Annotated in this window: 18 protein-coding genes; 8 read left to right on the top strand and 10 right to left on the bottom strand. The window is 72.4% G+C overall.

Translation table 11 applies throughout. The features are described from left to right. Window positions 1–94 precede the first annotated feature (94 nt). Window positions 95–904 carry a VOC family protein gene (locus ACK8N7_RS14735; protein ID WP_500442662.1) on the top strand — a complete coding sequence of 270 codons (810 nt, stop codon included), beginning with the start codon at window positions 95–97 and terminating at the stop codon, window positions 902–904. A gap of 228 nt (window positions 905–1,132) precedes the next feature. Beyond that, complete coding sequence (gene afsK / locus ACK8N7_RS14730; RefSeq protein WP_403216728.1) at window positions 1,133–3,529, top strand: protein serine/threonine kinase AfsK; 2,397 nt, start codon at window positions 1,133–1,135, stop codon at window positions 3,527–3,529. 52 nt (window positions 3,530–3,581) lie between these two features. Here the strand turns inward: afsK and ACK8N7_RS14725 are convergent, their stop codons facing one another. After that, window positions 3,582–4,268 carry a hypothetical protein gene (locus ACK8N7_RS14725; RefSeq protein ID WP_403216726.1) on the bottom strand — a complete coding sequence of 229 codons (687 nt, stop codon included), beginning with the start codon at window positions 4,266–4,268 and terminating at the stop codon, window positions 3,582–3,584. Window positions 4,269–4,499: 231 nt separating this feature from the next. On the opposite strand from ACK8N7_RS14725, the gene ACK8N7_RS14720 reads away from it, so the two are divergent. Then, the gene (locus ACK8N7_RS14720; protein ID WP_500442660.1) at window positions 4,500–5,033 is read left to right on the top strand and encodes an FxLYD domain-containing protein; all 534 of its coding nucleotides are present in this window, start codon (window positions 4,500–4,502) and stop codon (window positions 5,031–5,033) included. Window positions 5,034–5,078: 45 nt separating this feature from the next. Here ACK8N7_RS14720 and ACK8N7_RS14715 read toward each other — a convergent pair whose 3' ends face one another. From ACK8N7_RS14715 to ACK8N7_RS14705, 3 genes are read right to left on the bottom strand one after another with little or no spacing between them, the layout of a single operon-like run. Further along, window positions 5,079–5,855, bottom strand: a complete 777-nt coding sequence (locus ACK8N7_RS14715) for an enoyl-CoA hydratase/isomerase family protein (RefSeq protein ID WP_500442658.1) — start codon at window positions 5,853–5,855, stop codon at window positions 5,079–5,081. A gap of 3 nt (window positions 5,856–5,858) precedes the next feature. Next, on the bottom strand, window positions 5,859–6,311 hold the full coding sequence (locus ACK8N7_RS14710) for a Zn-ribbon domain-containing OB-fold protein (RefSeq protein WP_500442656.1): 453 nt from the start codon (window positions 6,309–6,311) through the stop codon (window positions 5,859–5,861). A gap of 12 nt (window positions 6,312–6,323) precedes the next feature. Continuing rightward, window positions 6,324–7,472, bottom strand: a complete 1,149-nt coding sequence (locus ACK8N7_RS14705; RefSeq protein ID WP_403216718.1) for a lipid-transfer protein — start codon at window positions 7,470–7,472, stop codon at window positions 6,324–6,326. Between the two features lie 138 nt (window positions 7,473–7,610). On the opposite strand from ACK8N7_RS14705, the gene ACK8N7_RS14700 reads away from it, so the two are divergent. Beyond that, window positions 7,611–9,167: a FadD3 family acyl-CoA ligase gene (locus ACK8N7_RS14700; protein WP_500442653.1), complete on the top strand. Its 1,557-nt coding sequence runs from the start codon at window positions 7,611–7,613 to the stop codon at window positions 9,165–9,167. Window positions 9,168–9,191: 24 nt separating this feature from the next. Here ACK8N7_RS14700 and ACK8N7_RS14695 read toward each other — a convergent pair whose 3' ends face one another. The 4 genes from ACK8N7_RS14695 to afsR form a co-directional block, all read right to left on the bottom strand. After that, window positions 9,192–9,590, bottom strand: coding sequence for a DNA-binding protein (locus ACK8N7_RS14695; protein WP_500442651.1), 399 nt, complete (start codon window positions 9,588–9,590; stop codon window positions 9,192–9,194). Beyond that, the gene (locus ACK8N7_RS14690) at window positions 9,587–9,817 is read right to left on the bottom strand and encodes a hypothetical protein (RefSeq protein WP_403216851.1); all 231 of its coding nucleotides are present in this window, start codon (window positions 9,815–9,817) and stop codon (window positions 9,587–9,589) included. Before ACK8N7_RS14690 ends, ACK8N7_RS14695 begins: the two co-directional genes overlap by 4 nt. A 235-nt stretch (window positions 9,818–10,052) precedes the next feature. Beyond that, window positions 10,053–10,232: a hypothetical protein gene (locus ACK8N7_RS14685; protein ID WP_403216712.1), complete on the bottom strand. Its 180-nt coding sequence runs from the start codon at window positions 10,230–10,232 to the stop codon at window positions 10,053–10,055. Window positions 10,233–10,464: 232 nt separating this feature from the next. Continuing rightward, window positions 10,465–13,431 (bottom strand): SARP-family global regulator AfsR, encoded by a 2,967-nt coding sequence (afsR, locus tag ACK8N7_RS14680; RefSeq protein WP_403216710.1) that lies wholly within the window; start codon window positions 13,429–13,431, stop codon window positions 10,465–10,467. A gap of 314 nt (window positions 13,432–13,745) precedes the next feature. Between afsR and ACK8N7_RS14675 the strand changes: the two genes are divergently transcribed. Further along, complete coding sequence (locus tag ACK8N7_RS14675) at window positions 13,746–14,975, top strand: amidohydrolase family protein (RefSeq protein WP_403216708.1); 1,230 nt, start codon at window positions 13,746–13,748, stop codon at window positions 14,973–14,975. 51 nt (window positions 14,976–15,026) lie between these two features. Here the strand turns inward: ACK8N7_RS14675 and ACK8N7_RS14670 are convergent, their stop codons facing one another. Together ACK8N7_RS14670 and ACK8N7_RS14665 are read right to left on the bottom strand one after the other, a co-directional pair. Next, the gene (locus ACK8N7_RS14670) at window positions 15,027–15,854 is read right to left on the bottom strand and encodes a MerR family transcriptional regulator (protein ID WP_403216706.1); all 828 of its coding nucleotides are present in this window, start codon (window positions 15,852–15,854) and stop codon (window positions 15,027–15,029) included. A 160-nt stretch (window positions 15,855–16,014) separates the two neighbouring features. After that, window positions 16,015–16,218 carry a cold-shock protein gene (locus tag ACK8N7_RS14665; RefSeq protein ID WP_015610594.1) on the bottom strand — a complete coding sequence of 68 codons (204 nt, stop codon included), beginning with the start codon at window positions 16,216–16,218 and terminating at the stop codon, window positions 16,015–16,017. Window positions 16,219–16,481: 263 nt separating this feature from the next. Between ACK8N7_RS14665 and ACK8N7_RS14660 the strand changes: the two genes are divergently transcribed. The 3 genes from ACK8N7_RS14660 to mqnC all read left to right on the top strand — a co-directional run bounded on the left by ACK8N7_RS14660 (window position 16,482) and on the right by mqnC (window position 20,883). Then, window positions 16,482–17,375: a menaquinone biosynthetic enzyme MqnA/MqnD family protein gene (locus ACK8N7_RS14660; RefSeq protein WP_403216704.1), complete on the top strand. Its 894-nt coding sequence runs from the start codon at window positions 16,482–16,484 to the stop codon at window positions 17,373–17,375. Between the two features lie 269 nt (window positions 17,376–17,644). Further along, a complete protein-coding gene (locus tag ACK8N7_RS14655) occupies window positions 17,645–19,612 on the top strand; it encodes a serine/threonine-protein kinase (protein ID WP_500442648.1) in 1,968 nt (655 codons plus the stop codon). Between the two features lie 71 nt (window positions 19,613–19,683). Beyond that, window positions 19,684–20,883 (top strand): cyclic dehypoxanthinyl futalosine synthase, encoded by a 1,200-nt coding sequence (gene mqnC / locus ACK8N7_RS14650; RefSeq protein ID WP_015610597.1) that lies wholly within the window; start codon window positions 19,684–19,686, stop codon window positions 20,881–20,883. The last annotated feature ends 1 nt before the right edge of the window (window position 20,884 follow it).

Here is a 20,884-nt window from a genome sequence, read left to right as displayed (position 1 = left end):
GCGACGTTACGTTGACTGTGACGGGCGTCACTGGGACGGAACGCGACGGAACGCGACGAACCGCAACGGAACCGCGACGGAAGGATCGGGCCCCATGGCCGCATTCGCGCACTCGGCGCCGTGCTGGGCGGACGTGCAGCTCTCCGACCTCGAAGCGGGCAAGCGCTTCTACGGCGGCCTCTTCGGCTGGACCTTCCGCGCGGGCGACGGCATGCCCTTCGCGGACGCCCTGAGCGGGGGCAGGCTCGTCGCCGCGCTCGCGGCCAAGAAGGACGGGCGGATGCCGACCGCCTGGGGCGTCTATTTCGCCACCGACGACATCCGGGCCACCGTCGCCGCGATCCGCGAACACGGCGGCCAGATCATCACCGACCCCGTACGGGCGGGGCAGGCCGGGATCGTGGCGCAGGCGGCCGACCCCGGGGGCGCGGTTTTCGGCCTCTGGCAGCCGGAGGAGCGGGAAGGCTTCGAGAAGCAGAACGAGCCCGGCTCCTTCTGCTGGACCGAGGTCCACACCCGCCGGCCGGAGAGCGTGGACCCCTTCTACGAGAAGGTCTTCGGCTTCCGGGGCACCGACCTGGACGAGGCGGGCAACGACGTCTCCGACGACGCCGAGGCGCTGGTCGACTTCCGGATGTGGTCGCCCGAGGGCGCCGAGCCCGGCCCGGACAGCGCCGTCGGCGGGCGCAGCGTCATCACGGACGCCTTCCCCGCCGAGATGCCCAGCTACTTCCTCACCTACTTCGCCGTCGCCGACTGCGACGCGGCGGCCGAACTCGCCGTGCAGCTCGGCGGCCGCGTCTCCGCGCCGCCCTTCGACATCCCCTACGGGCGGATGGCGGTCCTCCACGACGACCAGGGCGCCCTCTTCGCCGTGCTCCAGCCGAGCGAGCTGCTTCCCTGACCCCACCGCGTACCGGTGTGGGCGAGAATCAGCCGAAGTGGCATGAGACACCCACATCCGCCCCCGGGTTCGCAACCGGCGCCCGAGCCAGGAAGAATCAGGGTGCGCACCGCCAGGTGGTGCCCAGTGGTGAGACGCTGCGCAGGCCGGGAATCGCACCGGGCGGTGACGGGTGGTAATTCGCGGGCTTCGTTCCTGAGGTCCGTACGGGGAGGTGGCAGGCACGTGATGGAGCAGCTGACGCAGCACGACCCGAGACGGATCGGCCCGTTCGAGGTGCTGGGACGGCTCGGGGCCGGCGGCATGGGGCTGGTCTATCTCGCCCGGTCGGCGTCGGGCCGGCGGGTGGCGATCAAGACGGTACGGACCGAGCTCGCCGAGGACCAGCTCTTCCGGGTCCGCTTCACGCGCGAGGTGGAGGCCGCCCGCGCGGTCAGCGGGTTCTACACCGCCGCCGTGGTCGACGCCGACCCCCGCGCCGCCGTGCCGTGGCTGGCCACCGCCTATGTGCCCGCGCCCTCGCTCGAGGAAATAGTGAACGAGTGCGGCCCCATGCCGACCCAGGCCGTGCGCTGGCTGGCCGCCGGCATCGCCGAGGCCCTCCAGTCCATCCACGGCGCCGGGCTCGTCCACCGCGACATGAAGCCCTCCAACGTCCTCGTGGTGGAGGACGGCCCCCGGGTCATCGACTTCGGTATCGCCTCCGGCGTCTCCAACACCCGCCTGACCATGACGAACGTCGCCGTCGGCACCCCCGCCTACATGTCGCCCGAGCAGGCCCGCGACTCGCGCAGCGTCACCGGGGCCAGCGACATCTTCTCGCTGGGCTCCACCCTCGTCTTCGCCGCCACCGGTCACGCCCCCTTCCACGGGGCCAACCCGGTCGAGACGGTGTTCATGCTGCTGCGCGAGGGGCCCGACACCGAGGGGCTGCCGGACGACCTGCGGCCGCTGATCGAGTCCTGCATGCAGATGGACCCCACCCAGCGGCCCAGCCCCGCCGACCTCCAGGCCCAGCTCGCCCCGCACCTCTTCGCCTCCGGCAGCGACGACAGCGGTACGGCGTCGGCCTGGCTGCCGTCCCCGGCCACGGCCATGATCGAACGGCGCAGGGGAGGCGGCCGGACCGCCCCGCCCGCCGCCCCTTCCGCGCCCCCGCCGCGCCCTCCGCAGCCCCCGCGCGCGCCGGACCGGGGTCCCGACTGGCGCAGCGGCGGCGACCTGCGCTCGCCCTCCCCGCTCTCCTCGCCCGCGCCGGTGTCGTCCCCGGCGCCCTCTCCGGACGGCGGCCCCGTCCACCTGCCCGGTGCGAAGGCGGCGATCGGGCCCGGGCCGCGTGCGGGGGAGGGGCGGGGGGCCGCCGCCGCGCATCCGGCCGCCGCGACGGGCTGGGTCCGCCCGCCGGCCGGGCTGAACGGCTCGGACCCGGCGTCCACCGCGCCCGTACCGGCTCCCGGGCCCGCCCCGGACGCCTCACCCGCCGCCCCGGACCGCTGGCGGCCCTGGCGCTTCCGCATGTCCAACGACGTGTGGGGGACGCCCGTCGTCTCCGGTGACCTGCTGTACGTGACGTCCTTCGAGATCCACGCGCTGGACGTCGGCAACGGACGGCGCCAGTTCAAGACCCGGGACGTGGCCTGGGCGATGGCCGTCGAGGGCGGCCGCATCCACGCCTCGGACGGCCCGTCCCTGTACGCCCTGGACGCGGCGACCGGGACCGAGCAGTGGCGGGTCCGCACCGACGCCTGGGTGTACGCGCTCAAGGCCGACCGGGGCACGGTGCTGACCGCGACCCGGGGCGGCGGCGTCCAGGGGTGGGAGGCGTCCAACGGCGACAAGCTGTGGGAGATCACCGGCGTCCAGAGCGACTTCGAGACGGTGGAGGCCGCGCCCGTCATCCACGACGGCACGGTCTACGTCTGGCAGGACGCCCGGCTGCGCGCGCTGGACGCCCGTACGGGCCTGGAGCGCTGGTCGTACCCGATCGGCGACGCGGCCTCCTGCGGCGGCGTCCCGGTCCGGGTGACCCCGGCCCCCGACGGCTACGTCTACGTGGCGGCGGGCACCCGGGTGCTCGCCGTGGAGAACGTCAGCGGCCGGGTGCGGTGGCACTTCGAGTCCCCGGCGGTCTTCCTGTCCCCGCCCGCGTTCGCGCCGGGCCCGGCGGTGACCGGGGGCGGGGTCTACCTCGCGGACTACCTCGGCACGGTGTACGCGCTCGACGCGACGACCGGCAAGGACCGCTGGCGCATCGCCACGGAGGCCCGCGCCTCCGTCGAACCGGTGCTCGTCGCGGTGGGCAACGTGCACGTGGGCAGCGGTAGCGCGCTCTACACCCTGGACGCGGTGACCGGCACCCCGAAGTGGCGCTTCGCGGCGGGGGGCGACGTGGTCGGCTCCCCGGTCGTGGCGGACGGCCGGGTCCACTTCGGCTCGGCGGACCACGTGCTCTACACCCTGGACGCGGCGGGCGGCCAGCTCCGCTGGAAGCTGGCGACGGGCGGCGAGATCACGGGCTCACCCGTGGCCCGGGCGGGGGTGGTGTACGCGTGCAGCAAGGACCGCTGTGTGTACGCCCTGGACGCCCTGAAGGGCACCGGCACGGGGAACAGGGCCCGCACCTGAGCGCTCCAAGCCGGTCCGGCGTTTGAGGACGGAACCGTTGACGGGGTGACCGTCACCTTTCCGGAGGCCGGTGCGGCGGATGCACCGGGTCCCGAGGATCCCCGGGCTCCGGCCCCCGCTCCGCCTGCGGATACGACCGCGTACGGGGGTCATGCGGATCGGGCCCCGTGTACGGGTCCACCTCCGGCTCCGGCCACGGCGACGTATGCGTCGACATCCCCGGCTCCTGCGTCGGCGGCCACGTGTCCACCTGGTCGGCCGGCGGCGCGGCATACGGCTCCACAGGCTCCCGCTCCCGCCGAGCCCGGGCCTTGGACCGGGACCGAGCCCCCCGCCCACTCATCAGCAACGCCCCGATCAGCATCAGCACCCCACCCGCCAACGCGTTCGCCACCCCCACCTGCAGCCCCGCCCCGTCCCCGCCCACCGTGAGCGCCCCCTCCGCCTGCCCCTGGCGGACCATCCACAGGATCGTGAAGCCCAGCACCACCAGCCCCGCCATCGCGACGGCGAGCCGCGACCGGAGCACCACCCCGGCGATCACCAGCAGCGCCGCGAACAGGAACGGCAGCAGGATCGAGACCAGTACCCCCGACTCCGTGGCGGTGATGCCCCCGAAGAGGTCCCGCACCCGGTAGTCCTGCCCCGCCCGCCCGTCGTACCAGTCGCGGAACGGGCTCAGCACCGCGGATGCCGCCCCGGCCAGGGCGACGAGTGAACCGAGGATGTTGCGGATCATCGTCAGCCTCCAACGGCGTACGGCGAACACCCCCGCACCGCCGACGCTACGCCGGGACGATCACCCCCGCCACGCGGACGCCGCCGCCCCGCGTAAGGATGCCCCGCCCCGCAGACCATGACCGGACCGTGACAGGGCCATGACCTACAGGCCGAGGGCATCCGGCATGCTGTGGGACGTCAGCACGGGAAACGACAGCACACGAGGAACGACACAAGGGGGGCTGCATCCATGATGCGGCGACAGATGAAGCTCGCGGCGGTCCTGGTCGTGGTGGTGCTCGCGCTCACCGGATTCTCGACCTCCACCAGCGGCGGCAAGGGCGGCAAGAGCAAGGGCAGCAGCAGTTCGGGCGGCGGCTGCTCCAACTCCAAGAAGAGCAACAGCGGTTACCGCCACACCGACTACGACGACGATGACTACGACGACAACTCCTCGTCCGGCTCGTCCGGCTCCTCCTACGGAACCCCGACGCCCACCGCCTCCGACGGCCCCGCCGTCCGGGTGATCCGCTGCGCCCAGCCCCGCAAGGGCAAGCGCAAGGCGGTCACCGCGTCCGTCGTCGAGCTCCGGTCGAAGGACACCGGCTCGCACACGTACGAGGTCGACGTGACGTTCTACGACGCCCGCGGGAACACCGTCGACACCGCCGAGACCACGACGACGCTCGACGCCGGCGACGTACGCAACCTCACCGTGCGGATGGAGAGCCCCCGAAGGGTCTCCGAGGTCAAGCGGTGCGAGGTCACGGCCCAGCTGCTCTGAGCCCAGCTGCTCTGAGCCCAGCTGCTCCGAGCCCAGGGGCCGGGCTCACCGGACCCCTGGCGCACCGCCCCCGCCCCGCCCCTCGAACAGCTCCGCCTGTCGCTCCGGCGTCAGGTTGCCCAGCGCGATCAGCGCGGGCGCCTGGGCCAGCGCCTGCGTACGGGCGGCCTCCTTCGCCGACCAGACCGCCCGGACCGTGCCCTGCACCGCCCCCGTCGGGTACCCGGCGATCACGGCCGCCGCCCGCAGCGCCGCCGCCACCGCGCCCCCGGGCTCCGTCACCTCGCTGACCATCCCGATCGCGTACGCCCGCGCCGCGCTCACCCGTTCGGCGGTGCCCATCAGGGACATCCGGGCCACCTCCCCGAACGGCATCCGCTGGGCCATCGCGATCGCCTCGTACGCCGAGACCATCCCGTACGTCGTGTGCGGGTCGAAGAAGGTGGCCTCCCGCGAGGCGACGATGAACTCCGCCTCGCCCAGCAGGTAGAACGCCCCGCCGCACGCCATCCCCTCCACGGCCGCGACCACCGGCTTCCACAGGTCGTTCGCCTTGGGCCCGATCCGCAGGAGGGGGTCGTCGATCGCGTACGGGGACGGGGGCTGCGGGACCTTCACGCCCCGGTCGATCCCGGTGCAGAAGGCGCGGGTGCCGGCCCCGGTGAGGACGGCGGCCCGCACCGACTCGTCGTACCGCAACTCCCGCCACAGCGAAGCGAGTTCCTCGGCCGTCCTCAGGTCGATCGCGTTCAGCTTCTCCGGCCGGTCCAGGGTGACGAGCGCCACCCCGCGCTCCCCGTCCCGCTCGATCCGCAGGGCCATCGCTCACCGCTCCAGCAGCCAGCGTACGAGCGTGAAACCGTCGGGCCCCACCGGGCAGAACACCGCCCGCACCGGCGCCCCGATCCGCAGCCGCCCCGGGGCCACCGAGTTCAGCGCCGCGTCGGCGGAGGCGACCACGTTCCCGGCCAGCCGGATGTGCGGGGCCTCCGCCAGCTCGACCAACGCCGCGTTGTACGGGGCCTGTTCGGCGTAGGCGGGGAGCAGCGGCGGGTGCGGGATCACGTACGACCAGAGCCGGCCGCGCCCGCTCATCGCCCGCCACTCGCTGTCGAAGGAGCCGCAGTGCGGGCAGCACGGCCGCGGCGGGAAGCGGAGTTCGCCGCAGGTGGGGGAGGCGCACGCCTGGACGCGGAGCTCGCCCCGGGCGGCGTACTCCCAGAAGGGCGCCCCGTCCTCGTCCACGACGGGAAGCAGCAGGGAATCGTTCACACCCATCTCCTCAACTCCTCAGTTCCGCAGCAGAACGGCCGATGTCGGTACGCCCTCACCGGCGGTGACCAGGCAGGTGGCGGCGTCCGGCACCTGGGCGGTGGAGGTGCCGCGCAGTTGCTTGACGCCCTCGGTGATGAGGTTGAACCCGTGGACGTACGCCTCGCTCAGCCCGCCGCCCCCGGTGTTGATGGGCAGCCGCCCGCCGCTCTCCAGCGCCCCGCCCTCGGTGAACGCCCCGCCCTCGCCGCGCGCGCAGAAGCCGTACCCCTCCAGGGAGAGCGGGACGAGCGGGGTGAACGCGTCGTAGATCTGGGCCACATCGACGTCCTCGGGCCCGAAGTCGGCCTGTTTCCAAAGCTGTCGGGCGGCTGTCCAGGCGGGCCCGGTGAGCGGGTCGTCGTTCCAGTAGTTGACCATCCCGTGGTGCTGGGCGGGCAGGCCCTGGGCGACGGAGTGCAGGTAGACCGGCTTCCGCCGGCAGTCGCGGGCGCGCTCGGCGGAGACGATGACACAGGCCAACGCCCCGTCCGTCTCCAGGCAGTTGTCGAAGAGGCAGAGGGGTTCGCTGATCCAGCGGGAGGTCATGTACATCTCGCGGGTGAGCGGCCGGTCGTACATGATCGCGGCCGGGTTCTGGTTGGCCCGGTTGCGGCAGGCGAGGGCGACGTTGAAGAGGTGGTCGCGGGTGGCCCCGTACTCGTGCATGTACCGCCGGGCCAGCATCCCGATCTCGTCGGCGGGCCGGAGCAGCCCGTAGGGGCGGGTCCACTGGGCGGGGGTGGGGAGCTGGACGGCGGTGTTCTTCCAGGGGCGGGGCCCGGACCCGCGTTTGCGCGACCGCCAGGCGACCCCGACGCTCGCCTGGCCGGTGGCGACGGCGGCGGCGAGGTGGGCGAGGGTGGCGCAGGAGCCGCCGCCCCCGTACCCCACCTTGGAGAAGAACGTGACGTCCCCGGCGCCGATCGCCTTGGCGACCTCCACCTCGTCGGTCTCCTCCATGGTGTACGAGGCGAAGCCGTCGACCTCCGACGGTGCGATGCCCGCGTCGTCGAGGGCGGCCAGGATCGCCCGGCAGGCGAGGGTCTTCTCGGATTCCGGGAGCCGTTTCGCGAACGCCGTCTGCCCGATCCCGGCTATCGCTGTCGCGTCCTTGAGCGTCGCCATCCGCCAACCTCCCGCACCGTCGCGCCTGCTGACAGCGGCAGAGGCTACCGCTAATCTGACGGATAGTCAGCTCCTATGGACCGTATGAGACGTTCGGAGCACGGTGTCTGTCGGCGTCAGGGACAGGAAGGGCACACGATGCGAGGCGACGAGGAGTGGGGCAGCATCCCGGGGCTGGTGCGGGAGGCGGCGCGGCGGTACGGACCGGCGGAGGCGGTGGTCGAGGGCCGCACCCGCCTGACGTACGCCGGACTCGGCGACCGGGTGGAGCGCGCCGCCGCCGCGTGCATGGCCGCCGGGGTGGAGCGGGGGGACCGGGTCGCGATCTGGGCCCCGAACACGCTGGACTGGATCGTCTCCGCGCTCGGGGCGGTGACCGCCGGTGCGGTGCTGGTCCCCCTCAACACGCGCTTCAAGGGGACCGAGGCGGCGCACATCCTGCGGCGCAGCCGGGCCAGGCTGCTCTTCGTCACCGGCACGTTCCTGGGCACGTCGTACGTGGCGTCCCTGCGCCGGGCGGAGGTGAAGCTGCCCGACCTGGAGCGGGTGGTGGTGCTGGCGGAGACCGCGCCGGAGGACTACACGAGCTGGCCGGACTTCCTGGCGGCGGGGGAGGGGGTGCCGTCCTCCGCCGTACGGGAACGGGAGGCCGCCGTCGTCCCCTCGGACCCCTCCGACATCATCTACACCTCGGGCACCACGGGCGCCCCCAAGGGTGCGGTGATCACGCACGCGCAGACGCTGCGCGCGTACGAGATCTGGAGCGACATGGCGGGGCTGCGCGAGGGCGACCGCTATCTGATCGTCAACCCCTTCTTCCACACCTTCGGCTACAAGGCGGGGATCATCGCCTGCCTGATGCGGGGGGCCACGATGGTCCCGCAGCCGGTGTTCGGCGTGGACACGGTGCTGGCGAACATCGCGGCGGAACGCATCTCCGTCCTGCCCGGCCCGCCCACCCTCCACCAGTCGCTCCTGGACCACCCGGCCCGCGACTCCCACGACCTGTCCGCCCTGCGCCTGGTGGTCACGGGCGCGGCGGTGGTCCCCCTGCGGCTGGTGGAGCGCCTGCGCGGCGAACTCCACATCGCCACGGTCCTCACGGCGTACGGCCTCTCCGAGGCGAGCGGCATCGTCACGATGTGCCGCCGGGGCGACGCGCCGCAGACCGTGGCCACCACCTCCGGCCGGGCGATCCCCGGCACCGAGCTCCGCGTCCTGGCCGGCCCCGGGGAGCCCGGTGAGATCCAGGTGCGGGGCTTCAACGTGATGAGCGGCTACTTCGAGGACCCGGAGACCACGGCCGCCACGATCACCCCGGACGGTTGGCTCCGCACCGGCGACGTGGGCGTCCTGGACGAGGCGGGCAACCTGCGGATCACGGACCGGATCAAGGACATGTTCATCGTGGGCGGCTTCAACGCCTACCCGGCCGAGATCGAACAGCTCCTCGGCCTCCACCCGGACATCGCCGACGTGGCGGTCGTCGGCGTCCCCGACCCGCGCCTCGGCGAGGTCGGCAAGGCGTACGCGGTCCGCCGCCGGGGCGCCACGCTCACGGCCGACGACCTGATCGCCTGGTCCCGCCGCGAGATGGCGAACTTCAAGGTCCCGAGGACGGTGGAGTTCGTCCCGGAGCTCCCGCGCAACGCGAGCGGCAAGGTGGTGAAGGGGGAGCTGCGGGGGCGGGGGTAGGTACGTAGGCAGGGACGGGGTCCGTCAGGCTTTCTCCGCTGTCACGCGAGGGTGGTCGGCCGTGAGGAGCTCGATGCCCTCGATGTCGGACGTCAGGATCGTGATCCGACCCGGATGCGACAGGGCGGTGGCGCAGAGAAGTGCATCGATGGCGTACTTGTGGCCGTGCAGCCCGGCGTTCATGAGCAGGGCCGCGGCGGACTGCGCGATGGCCTGGCTGACCGGTTCGACGCGCAGATGTGACAGCGTCCAGGAGTGGGCGGCGGTATTGGTCCGCGGATGGATCACCTCGGCCAGGATCACTGCCGAGGTGATGACCGGGAGGTCTGCGGCACGGTCCGCCTCCAGCCATTCCTGCACCTCGCGGCTGCGCAGGACGGCCTGAGCGAGTCCTTCGCTGTCGAGTACCAGGGCTCCGCTCACGCGGCCGCTCCGGCCTCGGGCGGGTTGCTCGTCAGCTTGGCGCGCTTGTCGGCCGCCGAGGCAGGGTCGGTCGGCCCGTTTACCTTCTCGAAGTCGGCGAGGAGCTCGTCCAGGTTGTCGCGTTCGATCTGCCGCTGCGCGGCTGCTTCGAGATACGCCGAGACGCCCCGCTTGCCGACCCGCTCGCGGATCGCGTGCAGGGTGCCAGCGGTGAGGGAGACGGAGATGCCGCTGCTGGGGCCGTCTCCGGGGGGAAGTCGAGAGCTTCAGCCATGGCCCCACTTTGGCATTTTCAATGCCATAGGGCGGAGGTTTCGCATCGCCCGCACACGCCCGAGGGGCCCGAGCCCATCCCCAGGCTCGGGCCCCTCGGTGTACGGCAGCCGCGACGGCTCCCCCTCCGCGCCGCCGCGGCTGCTCCCCCGTACCTCCCCCGTATCCCCCGTCCCCCGTCGTGAAGGTCTAGTTGGCGGGCTCGCTCGTGGCGTGCATGTCGCCGTTCGTGGTGTCCCCGCCGGTTGCGTGCATGTCCTTCGGCTCGAGCGGGCTGCCGGTGGCGTGCATGTCGCCGTTGGTCGTCTCGCCGCCGGTGGCGTGCATGTCCTGCGGCTTGATGACCGGGTTCTTCTTCGCGTCAGCCATATCGCTGTTCTCCCCTTGGCAGTACTTCGTTTCCGGTTGATGAGAGGGCCCGCCCGGCTGTTCCCCCGTGGACTGCCGGGCGGGCCCCTCAGGGCCGCTCACCTTACGTCGCGGCCTCACCGTCAGCCCGTCTGCCCCCCGACGCGACGGATCGACAGGCATGAGACTGGCCGGTCGCGATAAACGAATGATGAACACCCGCGCCGGAGGGGCCGGAAGGGCCCGGGAGGGGCTACGAGGGCGAGGTCGTGGCGGCCGACGAGAGCAGCGAGCGGACCTCGGCCGCCTCCTGCGAGCCGAGCGCGTCATAGATGCCCAGCGCCTCGCGCCAGCAGACGTCCGCCCGGCCGAACTGGCCGATCTGGGCGAGGGAACGGCCCAGCACGGTGAGGACGTTGCCCCGGCGCCACTCGCCGCCGATGCCCCGCAGGGCGGTGAGGGCCTGCTCCGCCTTGACCGCCGCGTCCGTCGCGTTCCCCGCCGTCAGATCGACCTCCGCGAGCCGGAAGAGGGTCATCCCCTCCCACAGCCGCTGCCGGCTGGCGCGGAAGACGTCCAGCGCCTCCAGCAGCCGCTCCGACGCCTCGGCGAACCTGCCGCTCTGGGTGAGCGCCATCCCCAGCGCGTAACGGCCGTTGGCGCTCCGCAGGGCGTGGCCCATGCTGTCGTAGACGGCCGTGCCCTCCTCGGCCAGGGCCACCGCGCTGTCGGTGCGGCCGGTCGCCAGGTGGATGCGCGAGAGGTTGCAGAGCGCGCTGGCCTCGCCCGGTCGGTCCTGGATGGAGCGGAAGTTGTCTATGGCCTGGTTGAAGTACCGCTCCCCGTCGTCGTGGCGGCTCTGGTAGAGCGCCATGATGCCCCGGGCGTTCGACGCCCAGCAGGCGGGCAGCGGGTCCTGGTCGGCCTCGACCAGGCGCATCACGCTCTCCGCCTCCTGCTCGGCCTGGTCGAACCGGCCCGACGTGTGGTGGACATCGGCCAGGGTCACCAGGGCCCGGACCTCGGAGCGCCGGTCGCCACTCGCCCTGGCCGCCTCCAGCAGGACGATGGCGGCGGTCTCGTACTGCTTCGCGTTCGCCCCCGACTCGCCCAGGTCCAGGGCCGCCCAGAGCAGGTCGACGCCCCGGCGCAGGGTGGAGGGTTCGCAGGACCGGCGTACGCAGGCGAGCAGGGGGCTCGCCTCCGTGTACAGCCAGTCCAGCGCCGCCTGCCGGCTGCCGAACGTGAGCCCGGGGTGGTCCGTCGGCTCCAGGTGGTCCACCAGCCGGTCGGCCGGCCGCTCCAGCGCGTACACCCCCGCCGCCGTCGCCAGGTAGAAGTCGAGCAGCCGCGACAGCGCCAGCTCCCTTTCCACCGGCGGCTGTTCGTCCCGTTCCGCGCAGGCACGCGCGTAGAGGCGTACGAGGTCGTGGTAGCGGTAGCGGCCCGGGGCGGCCGACTCCAGGAGGGACGTGTCGACCAGGGCCTCCAGGAGGTCCTCCGCAGTGTGCGGCTCCAGGTTCAGCAGGGCCGCCGCGGCGGCGAGGGAGATGTCCGGGCCGTCCGCGAGGCCCAGCAGGCGGAAGGCGCGGGCCTGGGCCGGTTCCAGCTGGCCGTAGCCGAGTTCGAAGGTGGCCTTGACCGCGAGGTCGCCCGCCTGGAGCTCGTCCAGGCGGCGGCGCTCGTCGGCGAGCTTGGCGGCGAGGACGGAGACCGTCCAGGTGCGGCGGGCCGCCAGCCGGGAGGCGGCGATGCGGATGGCGAGGGGGAGGAACCCGCAGGCGGCCACCACGTCGAGGGCCGCCTCCCGCTCCGCGCCGACCCGCTCCGCCCCCACGATCCGGGTGAAGAGCTGGAGCGCCTCGTCCGGCGACATCACGTCCAGGTCCACCAGATGCGCCCCGGCCAGGTCGACCATCCGCACCCGGCTCGTCACCAGCGCCGCGCAGCCGGGCGTCCCGGGCAGCAGCGGGCGGATCTGGGCCGCGTCGTGGGCGTTGTCGAGGAGGACGAGGATGCGGCGGCCGTCCAGCGTCGAGCGGTACAGCGCGGCCCGCTCGTCCAGGGTGCCGGGGATCGCCGACTCCGCCGTGCCGAGCGCCCGCAGGAACGAGCCGAGGACCGTCTCCGGCTCCGCCGCCCGCGCCCCCGCGCCCTGGAGGTCGACGTAGAGCTGCCCGTCGGGGAAGTGCCGGCGGGCCTGGTGGGCGACGTGGACGGCCAGCGTCGTCTTGCCGACGCCGCCGATCCCGGCCAGGGCGGAGACCGCCATCACCGAACCCTCGGCGCTGGCGAGCTGGGCGCCCAGGTCCCGTACGAAGGAGTCGCGTCCCGTGAAGTCGGGCACGGTCGCCGGAAGCTGCGCGGGCTTCAAAGGCGCGGCCGCCGGGGCCGGTTCGTCGGCCGGGCGGGCCAGTTCCTCGTCGGCCCGCAGGATGCGCTGCTGGAGCTGGGCCAGTTCGGGGCGCGGGTCGACACCCAGCTCCTCGGAGAGGAGTCGCCGGGTGTCCGCGTACACGGCCAGCGCCTCCGCCTGCCGGCCGCTGCGGTAGAGCGCCACCATCAGCAGCTCGCGCAGCCGCTCCCGCAGCGGGTGGGCGGCGGTGAGCGCGGTGAGTTCGGAGACGGCCTCCGCGTGGCTGCCGACCTCCAGATCCAGGTCGAGGCGGGCCTCGGTGAGCTGGAGGCGCCACTCCTCCAGCCGGGTGCGCTGGTTCTCCGCGTACGGCCCGGGGACGGAGGCCAGCGCCTCGCCGTCCCACAGGCCCAGCACCTTGTTGATCAGGGTGCGGGCCTGGAGGCGGTTCCCCCCGGCCCGCGCCTTCTCCGCCGCGGCGGCCAGGTCCTGCGCCAGGGTGAGGTCGAGCGCGCCGCGCCCGGTCCGGAGCGCGTACCCGCCCGCCTCGCTCACCAGGGTGTCCTGCCCCAGGATCTTGCGGAGCCGGGAGGCGTACGTACGGATCGTGGCCAGCGCCTGCGAGGGCGGGTCCTCGCCCCAGAACGCGTCGATGAGTTCGCCCGCGGTGGCCGTCCGGCCCTCCCGCAGGAGCAGGGCGGCGAGCAGCGCGCGCTGCTGGGGGGAGCCGGAGGGCAGCGACTCCGCGCCGCGCCACGCACGTACGGGACCCAGGACGGTGAACCTGAGGGAGTCGGCGGCCCCCGGTTCCTCCGGAGCGCGCTGCTCCGGTACGCGCACGCGTGGCCCGTGGTCACGGTCCATTGATGCCCCCTGTCCTGCTCGCCTGCCGGCCCTGCTCTTCAGCGGGCTCTGCGGTTGGTGCCGGTGTCCGAATGTCCGCCCGTTGTCCGCTGATGCGTCGAAGTGCGGTGTGCATCCGGATTGCTCGGTACCGCTGGTATCGCGCTCAACAGTCTGCCTTGTCGCGGGCGGGCTCGTCAGCAGTGGGTGACGCTCTGCACAAGCCCTCGACAACGATTGGGGAACCGTGCGGGGAGCCCTGCGGGGAGGCGTGCCCCGTGCTGATGTGCGCACGCTAGCTGACGGTTCGTCAGATCGGCGCTACCGTGGAACGCATGGAGACCTTCCCGAAGATCATCTCGGTGGACGACCACACGGTGGAGCCCGCTCATGTCTGGCGGGACCGGCTCCCGTCCAAGTACGCCGACTCCGGCCCGCGCATCGTCCGCGCACCGCTGAAGGAAATGACCTTCATGGGCGGAAAGTTCGCGCCCGTGATGGGCGCCAAGGGGGACGACGGGCCGGTGGGTGACTGGTGGGTCTACGAGGACCTGCACCGGCCGCTGACCCGCCTGGACACCGCCGTCGGCTATGACAGGGACGAGATCAAGCTGGAGATCATCACCTACGAGCAGATGCGGCCGGGCTCCTTCTCGGTCCCCGACCGGCTCGCCGACATGGACGTCAACCACGTCCAGTCCGCCCTCTGCTTCCCGACCTTCCCGCGCTTCTGCGGCCAGACGTTCACCGAGGCGAAGAACCGTGAACTGGGGCTGCTCGGGGTGCGCGCGTACAACGACTGGATGGTGGAGGAGTGGTGCGGCCCCGAGGCGCACGGCCGCCTCATCCCGCTCACCCTCGTCCCGCTCTGGGACGCGGAGCTCGCCGCCGCAGAGGTCCGGCGCAACGCGGCCCGGGGCGTGCGCGCGGTCGCGTTCTCCGAGATACCTCCCCATCTCGGGCTGCCGTCCATACATACGGACGAATGGGATCCATTTCTCGCGGCCTGCGACGAGACCGGCACCGTCATCGCCATGCACATCGGCTCCTCGTCGAGGATGCCGTCCACCTCCGCCGACGCCCCGCCCGCCGTCGGCTCCACCATCACCTTCGCCAACTGCTGCTTCTCGATGGTCGACTGGCTGATGAGCGGCAAGTTCGAACGTTTCCCCAACCTGAAGATCATGTACGCGGAGGGCCAGATCGGCTGGATCCCGTACATCCTGGAACGCGCCGACGTCGTCTGGGAGGAGAACCGGGCCTGGGGCGGCGTCGCCGACAAGGTCCATCGCCCGCCGTCCGAGCTCTTCGCGGACCACGTCCACGGCTGCTTCTTCGACGACGCCTTCGGACTGAAGAACCTGGACGCGATCGGCGTCGGCAACGTCCTGTACGAGACGGACTACCCGCACTCCGACTCCACCTGGCCCAAGTCCCGCGAGGTCGGCGAGGCACAGATGGGCCACCTCGCCCCGGACGTCGTGGACCGCATCGTCCGAGGCAACGCGATCGACCTGCTGGGGCTGACGGAGGACGGACTCTGGGCGGGAGCCCGGCAGAGCTAGGTGCGGCTGTACGGGGAGGGCGGCGCGGGCCCTCCCCGTACAGCGGGGCCGTCAGACCCTCGTCACCGGCTCCTGGAGCTCCGTCACCCACTGACCGCGGTCCGGCGGGCACTCCAGGTTGACCTCACGGGTGTACCCCGTGGACCGGTACCCGTTGGCGTCCAGCCAGCGGGCCAGGGTCTGCACGGTCGGCATGACGTCGTCCATCGCGCCCCGGTGCACGACCGTCGCCGCCTCGAACGGGGGCAGCTCCACCACGCTCACCCCGGTCCCGCCGACCGGGCCCACCGGGGCCGCCACCGTCACCCCCGCGTGCACGACGATCGCGCCGCCGCCCCCGGGGGCGTCCTCGTACCGGGCGATCCCCGGCCCGGTGGGCCGGAGGCCGGCACCCTCCAGGAGCGGGAAGAGCTCCTCGTACAGCGGACCGATCACCGGCCCGATGTGCTGCGGCTCGTAGCTTGCGGCCGTCCCGGTCAGCTCGGCCACCCGGACCGCGGGAACGGTCTTGATCACGACGTCGTCGGCAGGCATGTGCCCCTCACTCTCGATCGACCGGAGCCTCGCCTCGACCTGGGCCAGCCGCGCCGAAGCGGCCACCACCGCCTCCGCCAGCTCCGCCCGGCGCAGCCGCAGCATCCCGCGCAGCTCCTCCGGACCCACCTGCTCGTCCAGGACGGCCCGCACCTGCTGAAGCGTGAAGCCGAGGTCCTTGAGCGCGATGATCCGGTTGAGCCGGGCGAGCTGGGCGGCGCCGTAGAAGCGGTAGCCGGTGGCGGGGTCGGTACGGTCCGGGCGCAGCAGCCCGATGGCGTCGTAGTGACGCAGCATCCGGGGCGACACCCGCCCGTACCTGGCGAAGTCTCCGATGGTGAACATGATGGCTCCCACTGCACGGCTTCACACGGTGTGAAGGTCAAGCGGTACCGGTCGTAAGGGCGGCCCGGGAACAGGCAGGAGCCCCGTTCCTCCGCCGAAGCGGGGGAGCGGGGCTCCTTGGGTACTGCTATGTACGGCCGCGATCGGCCGACCCGGGCAACTAGGCCGGGATGACGTTCTCAGCCTGCGGACCCTTGGGTCCCTGAGTAACGTCGAAGGTCACCTGCTGGTTCTCCTCAAGAGAGCGGAACCCGGAGGCGTTGATCGCGGAGTAGTGAACGAAGACATCCGGGCCGCCGCCGTCCTGGGCGATGAAGCCGAAGCCCTTTTCAGCGTTGAACCACTTGACGGTTCCGGTAGCCATAAGCCCTCCTTGGGCCAAAGGGTTGCCCTGCTCCAGAACCTGCAAACAAGTCTGAAAACTACAAAAGCCTGCGGGTTACATGCTCCGCAGGCTCTGTACTGCAAGGGAAACCAAACTGCAACTTGCGGGCGAGCCTAGCACGCAGTCTCCGGAGAGCGGTAGAGGGCAAGATCACTTCCCCCGAACGTTTGATTGCCCCTCCGGGAGAGCATCCGGGACGCCCCGGTGGTGCCGGCCGCCGGAGGCGGGTCTAGCCTCGCGATGTGGACAATTCAACCGTCTCAGCCAGTGAAGCCTCCGCCGGTGACAGCGACGACCGTCGCAGCCGGCCCCGCGTCGGCCACATCCAGTTCCTGAACTGCCTGCCGCTCTACTGGGGCCTGGCGCGTACGGGGACCCTGCTCGACCTGGAGCTCTCGAAGGACACCCCGGAGAGGCTCAGCGAGCAGCTGATCAGGGGGGACCTGGACATCGGCCCGGTCACCCTCGTGGAGTACCTCCGCAACGCCGACGACCTGGTGGCCTTCCCGGACATCGCGGTCGGCTGCGACGGCCCCGTGATGTCCTGCGTGATCGTCTCCCAGCTTCCGCTGGACCAGCTCGACCGGGCCCGGGTGGCGCTCGGCTCCACCTCGCGCACCTCCGTACGCCTGGCCCAGCTGCTGCTCGCCGAGCGCTACGGGGTCCGGCCCGACTACTACACCTGCCCGCCCGACCTCGGGCTGATGATGCAGGAGGCGGACGCGGCCGTGCTGATCGGCGACGCCGCCCTGCGCGCCAACCTGCACGACGCCCCCCGCCTCGGGCTCCAGGTCCACGACCTGGGCCAGATGTGGAAGGAGTGGACGGGGCTGCCGTTCGTCTTCGCCGTCTGGGCGGCCCGCAAGGACTTCCTGGCCGCCCACCCCGAGACGGCGGCCAAGGTGCACGAGGCGTTCCTCGCCTCCCGGGACCTCTCCCTGGAGGAGGTCACCAAGGTCGCGGAGCAGGCGGCCCGCTGGGAGGCCTTCGACGCCGGGGTGCTGGAGCAGTACTTCACGACCCTGGACTTCCGCTTCGGCCCGGACCAGCTGGCCGGCGTCCGCGAGTTCGCGCGCAGGACCGGACCGGACACCGGATACCCGGCGGATGTGCACGTGGAGCTGCTCGGCGGCTGAACCGGGGAATGGGAAGAATTCGCTTTTCCGTTCCCGGACAGGGAATTGAGAGTCGGCAGAACAGCGCATTTGCGCCTTTCCCCGGGGCGAAATCATCCCCTCCTGCCCTGAGAAGGGGGAATGGTCCGGCCGTTTCCCGGTGACCGCGCCGGTGGCGCCCCCTAGGCTTCGGTCCGAGTCCGGACCGACCACAGGGTTCACCGTCCACAAGGTGCATCGTTCACAGGTTCACAAGGTGCACCGTCCGCAGGTTCACAGGGGGAGGCCATATGCAGCCGCTGGAAGCGGGCGAACCGCACACCATCGGTGCCTACCGGCTGCTCGGCAGGCTCGGTGCGGGCGGCATGGGCCGGGTCTATCTGGGGCGCAGCGCCGGCGGCCGCACGGTCGCGGTCAAGGTCGTCCACCCGCACTTCGCGCTCGACGAGCAGTTCCGCGCCCGGTTCCGGCGCGAGGTGGAGTCCGCGCGGCGCATCGGCGCGCAGTGGACCGCCGCGGTCCTGGACGCCGACCCGGACGCCCCGGTGCCCTGGGTCGCCACCGGTTACGTCGCCGGGCCGCCGCTCTCCCAGGCGATCACCGAGCACGGCCCGCTGCCCGAGCACGCGGTACGCACCCTGGGCGCCGGGCTCGCCGAGGCCCTCCACGTCGTCCACGGCCAGGGCATCGTGCACCGCGACGTGAAGCCCTCCAACGTGCTGCTCGCCCTGGACGGCCCCCGCCTCATCGACTTCGGCATCGCCCGGGCCCTCGGCGCGACCGTCTCGCTCACCTCCACCGGCGTCTCCGTCGGCTCGCCCGGCTACATGGCGCCCGAGCAGATCCGCGGCCGGGACGTCTCGGGTGCGGCGGACGTCTTCTCGCTGGGCGCGGTCCTCGCGTACGCGGCGACCGGCGCCGCCCCCTTCTCCGGCGACTCCTCCGCCGTACTCCTCTACAAGGTGGTGCACGAGGAGCCCGAACTGGGCGACCTGGAGGGCGAGCTGCGCGAGGTGGTCGCCGGGTGCCTGGCCAAGGACCCGGACGCGCGGCCCGCCCCGGCCGACCTGGCCCGCACGCTCGCTCCGGACGGGGCGGCGGCGATGGTGGCGGCGGGGTGGCTGCCGGGCCGGCTGGTGGCCGAGGTCAGCCGGTCGGCGGTGGCGCTGCTGGACCTGGAACCGCAGGACGCGCCGGTGGGCTCGGGCCCGGTGCCGTTCAGCAGCGCGTCGCTGGGGGCGGGGTTCGGGGCGGGGCCGGGTGCGGACCCGCACGACGGCCCCGGACGCGATGCCCGTAGCGGCGATGGTTCCCGTACGGGCTCCGATGCGCGTACGGGCTCCGATCCCGATCCCCGTACCGGCTCCTCCCGTACCGGCCCCGGCTCCCGTACCGGCTCCGGCGTCCCCACGGGTTCCGAGGCCGGCCTCCTCGGGGTCTTCGGGCCGCCCCTCGTCCACGTACCGGACGGCCCTCCCGGCACCCCGCCCCCGCCCACCGCGCCCACGGGCGACGGCCGCGGCGGCGGGCTCCCCGGGCAGCGGACCCACGACCCCCGGTTCTCCGTCACCGTCAGCGCCGACTCGCAGGCGAGCACGAGCAGGGGCGCGGGCGCGGCCGCCGGGGCGCGCCGGAGCCGCCGGGTGAGCTGCACGGTCGCGCTGGCCGTGGCGGGCGCGTTCGCGGTCGTCGCCTTCAGCTCGGGTCTGCTCGACGCCTTCCTGCCGGGCGGCGACGCCGACCAGCGCAAGGGGAACGACACCGCGGCCACCCCACCGTCCGCGACGGCCACCGCGCCCGAGGATCCCGCCCCCGCCGGATCCGACGACCCCTCCGGCACCCCCTCAGTCGATCCCTCCGACGCGGGCGAGGCCCCGGTCGGCGAGGTGCCGAAGGCGTTCGTCGGAACCTGGGAGGGCCCGCTCACGGAGAAGACGAACGGACAGCCGCACGGCACCCTCACCGCGGTCTTCACCGAGGGGAGGAAGGGCGCGCAGGTCGTCCGGATGTCCAACACCATCTCCCAGCTCGGGATCACCGTCACCTGCAACAGCGTCGGCACCCTCACCGCCGGCACCGGACAGGAGCTGAGGATCCGCGAGCGCACCGACCCGGACCGCCCCAGCACCCCGGGCCTCTGCACCACCACCGAGGCCGACCTGGTCTTCCGCCTCACCGACGACGGAACGCTCGGCTACCGGTCGCAGGAGCGCGCCGCGGGCCTCCCGTACGGGGAGCTCACCCGGTCCGGCGGCTGACGGCGCAAGGGGCTGGCGTACGCTGGATCGGTCCGAGGATCCTCAAAAAACCGCCGAAAGGTGACAGCCCGGTGACCGAGAAGGCCGACCTTCAGCCCGTCCTCGACCGAGCCGCCGAGGGCGGTCGGATCACCCCGGAGGAGGCGCTCGACCTCTACCGCTCGGCGCCGCTGCACGCGCTGGGGGCAGCCGCCGACGCCGTACGCCGCCGGCGCTACGCCGGTACGGAGCACATCGCGACGTACATCATCGAGCGCAACATCAACTACACCAACGTGTGTGTGACGGCCTGCAAGTTCTGCGCCTTCTACGCGCCCCCCAAGGACAAGGCCAAGGGCTGGACCCGGGACATCGAGGACATCCTGCGCCGCTGCGCGGAGACCGTCGAGCTCGGCGGCACCCAGATCATGTTCCAGGGCGGCCACCACCCGGACTTCGGCGTCGAGTACTACGAGGAGCACTTCTCCGCGATCAAGAAGGCGTACCCGCAGCTGGTCATCCACTCGCTGGGCGCCTCCGAGATCGAGCACATGGCCCGGATCTCGAAGGTCTCCGCCGAGGAGGCCATCAGCCGCATCCACGCCGCCGGTCTCGACTCCTTCGCGGGGGCGGGCGCCGAGCTGCTGCCCGCCCGGCCGCGCACCGCCATCGCCCCGCTCAAGGAGTCCGGCGAGCGGTGGCTGGAGATCATGGAGATCGCCCATGGCCTCGGTGTCGAGTCCACCTCCACCATGCTGATGGGAACCGGCGAGACCAACGCCGAGCGCATCGAGCACCTGAAGATGATCCGGGACGTCCAGGACCGTACGGGCGGCTTCCGCGCCTTCATCCCGTACACCTACCAGCCGGAGAACAACAAGCTGAAGGGCCAGACGCAGGCCACGCTCTTCGAGTACCTGCGGATGATCTCCATCGCCCGGCTCTTCCTCGACAACGTGGCCCACATCCAGGGTTCCTGGCTGACCACCGGCAAGGAGGTCGGCCAGCTGTCGCTGCACTACGGCGCCGACGACCTCGGATCGATCATGCTGGAGGAGAACGTCGTCTCCTCGGCCGGTGCCAAGCACCGCTCCAACCGGATGGAGATCATCGACCTGATCCGCAAGGCGGACCGGGTCCCGGCCCAGCGCGCCACGACGTACGAGCACCTCGTCGTGCACGACGACCCGGCGAACGACCCGGTCGACGAGCGCGTGGTCTCGCACATCTCCTCCACCGCGATCGCGGGCGGCACGGCCCACCCGGAGCTCAAGCTCCTCAACGCCAACTAGT

The sequence above is a fragment of the Streptomyces griseobrunneus genome (assembly GCF_046713465.1).
In the GTDB taxonomy this organism is placed as follows: Bacteria; Actinomycetota; Actinomycetes; order Streptomycetales; family Streptomycetaceae; genus Streptomyces; species Streptomyces microflavus.
Note: the sequence above shows the minus strand (reverse complement) of the source record. Positions and strands in the feature narration are given on the sequence as shown.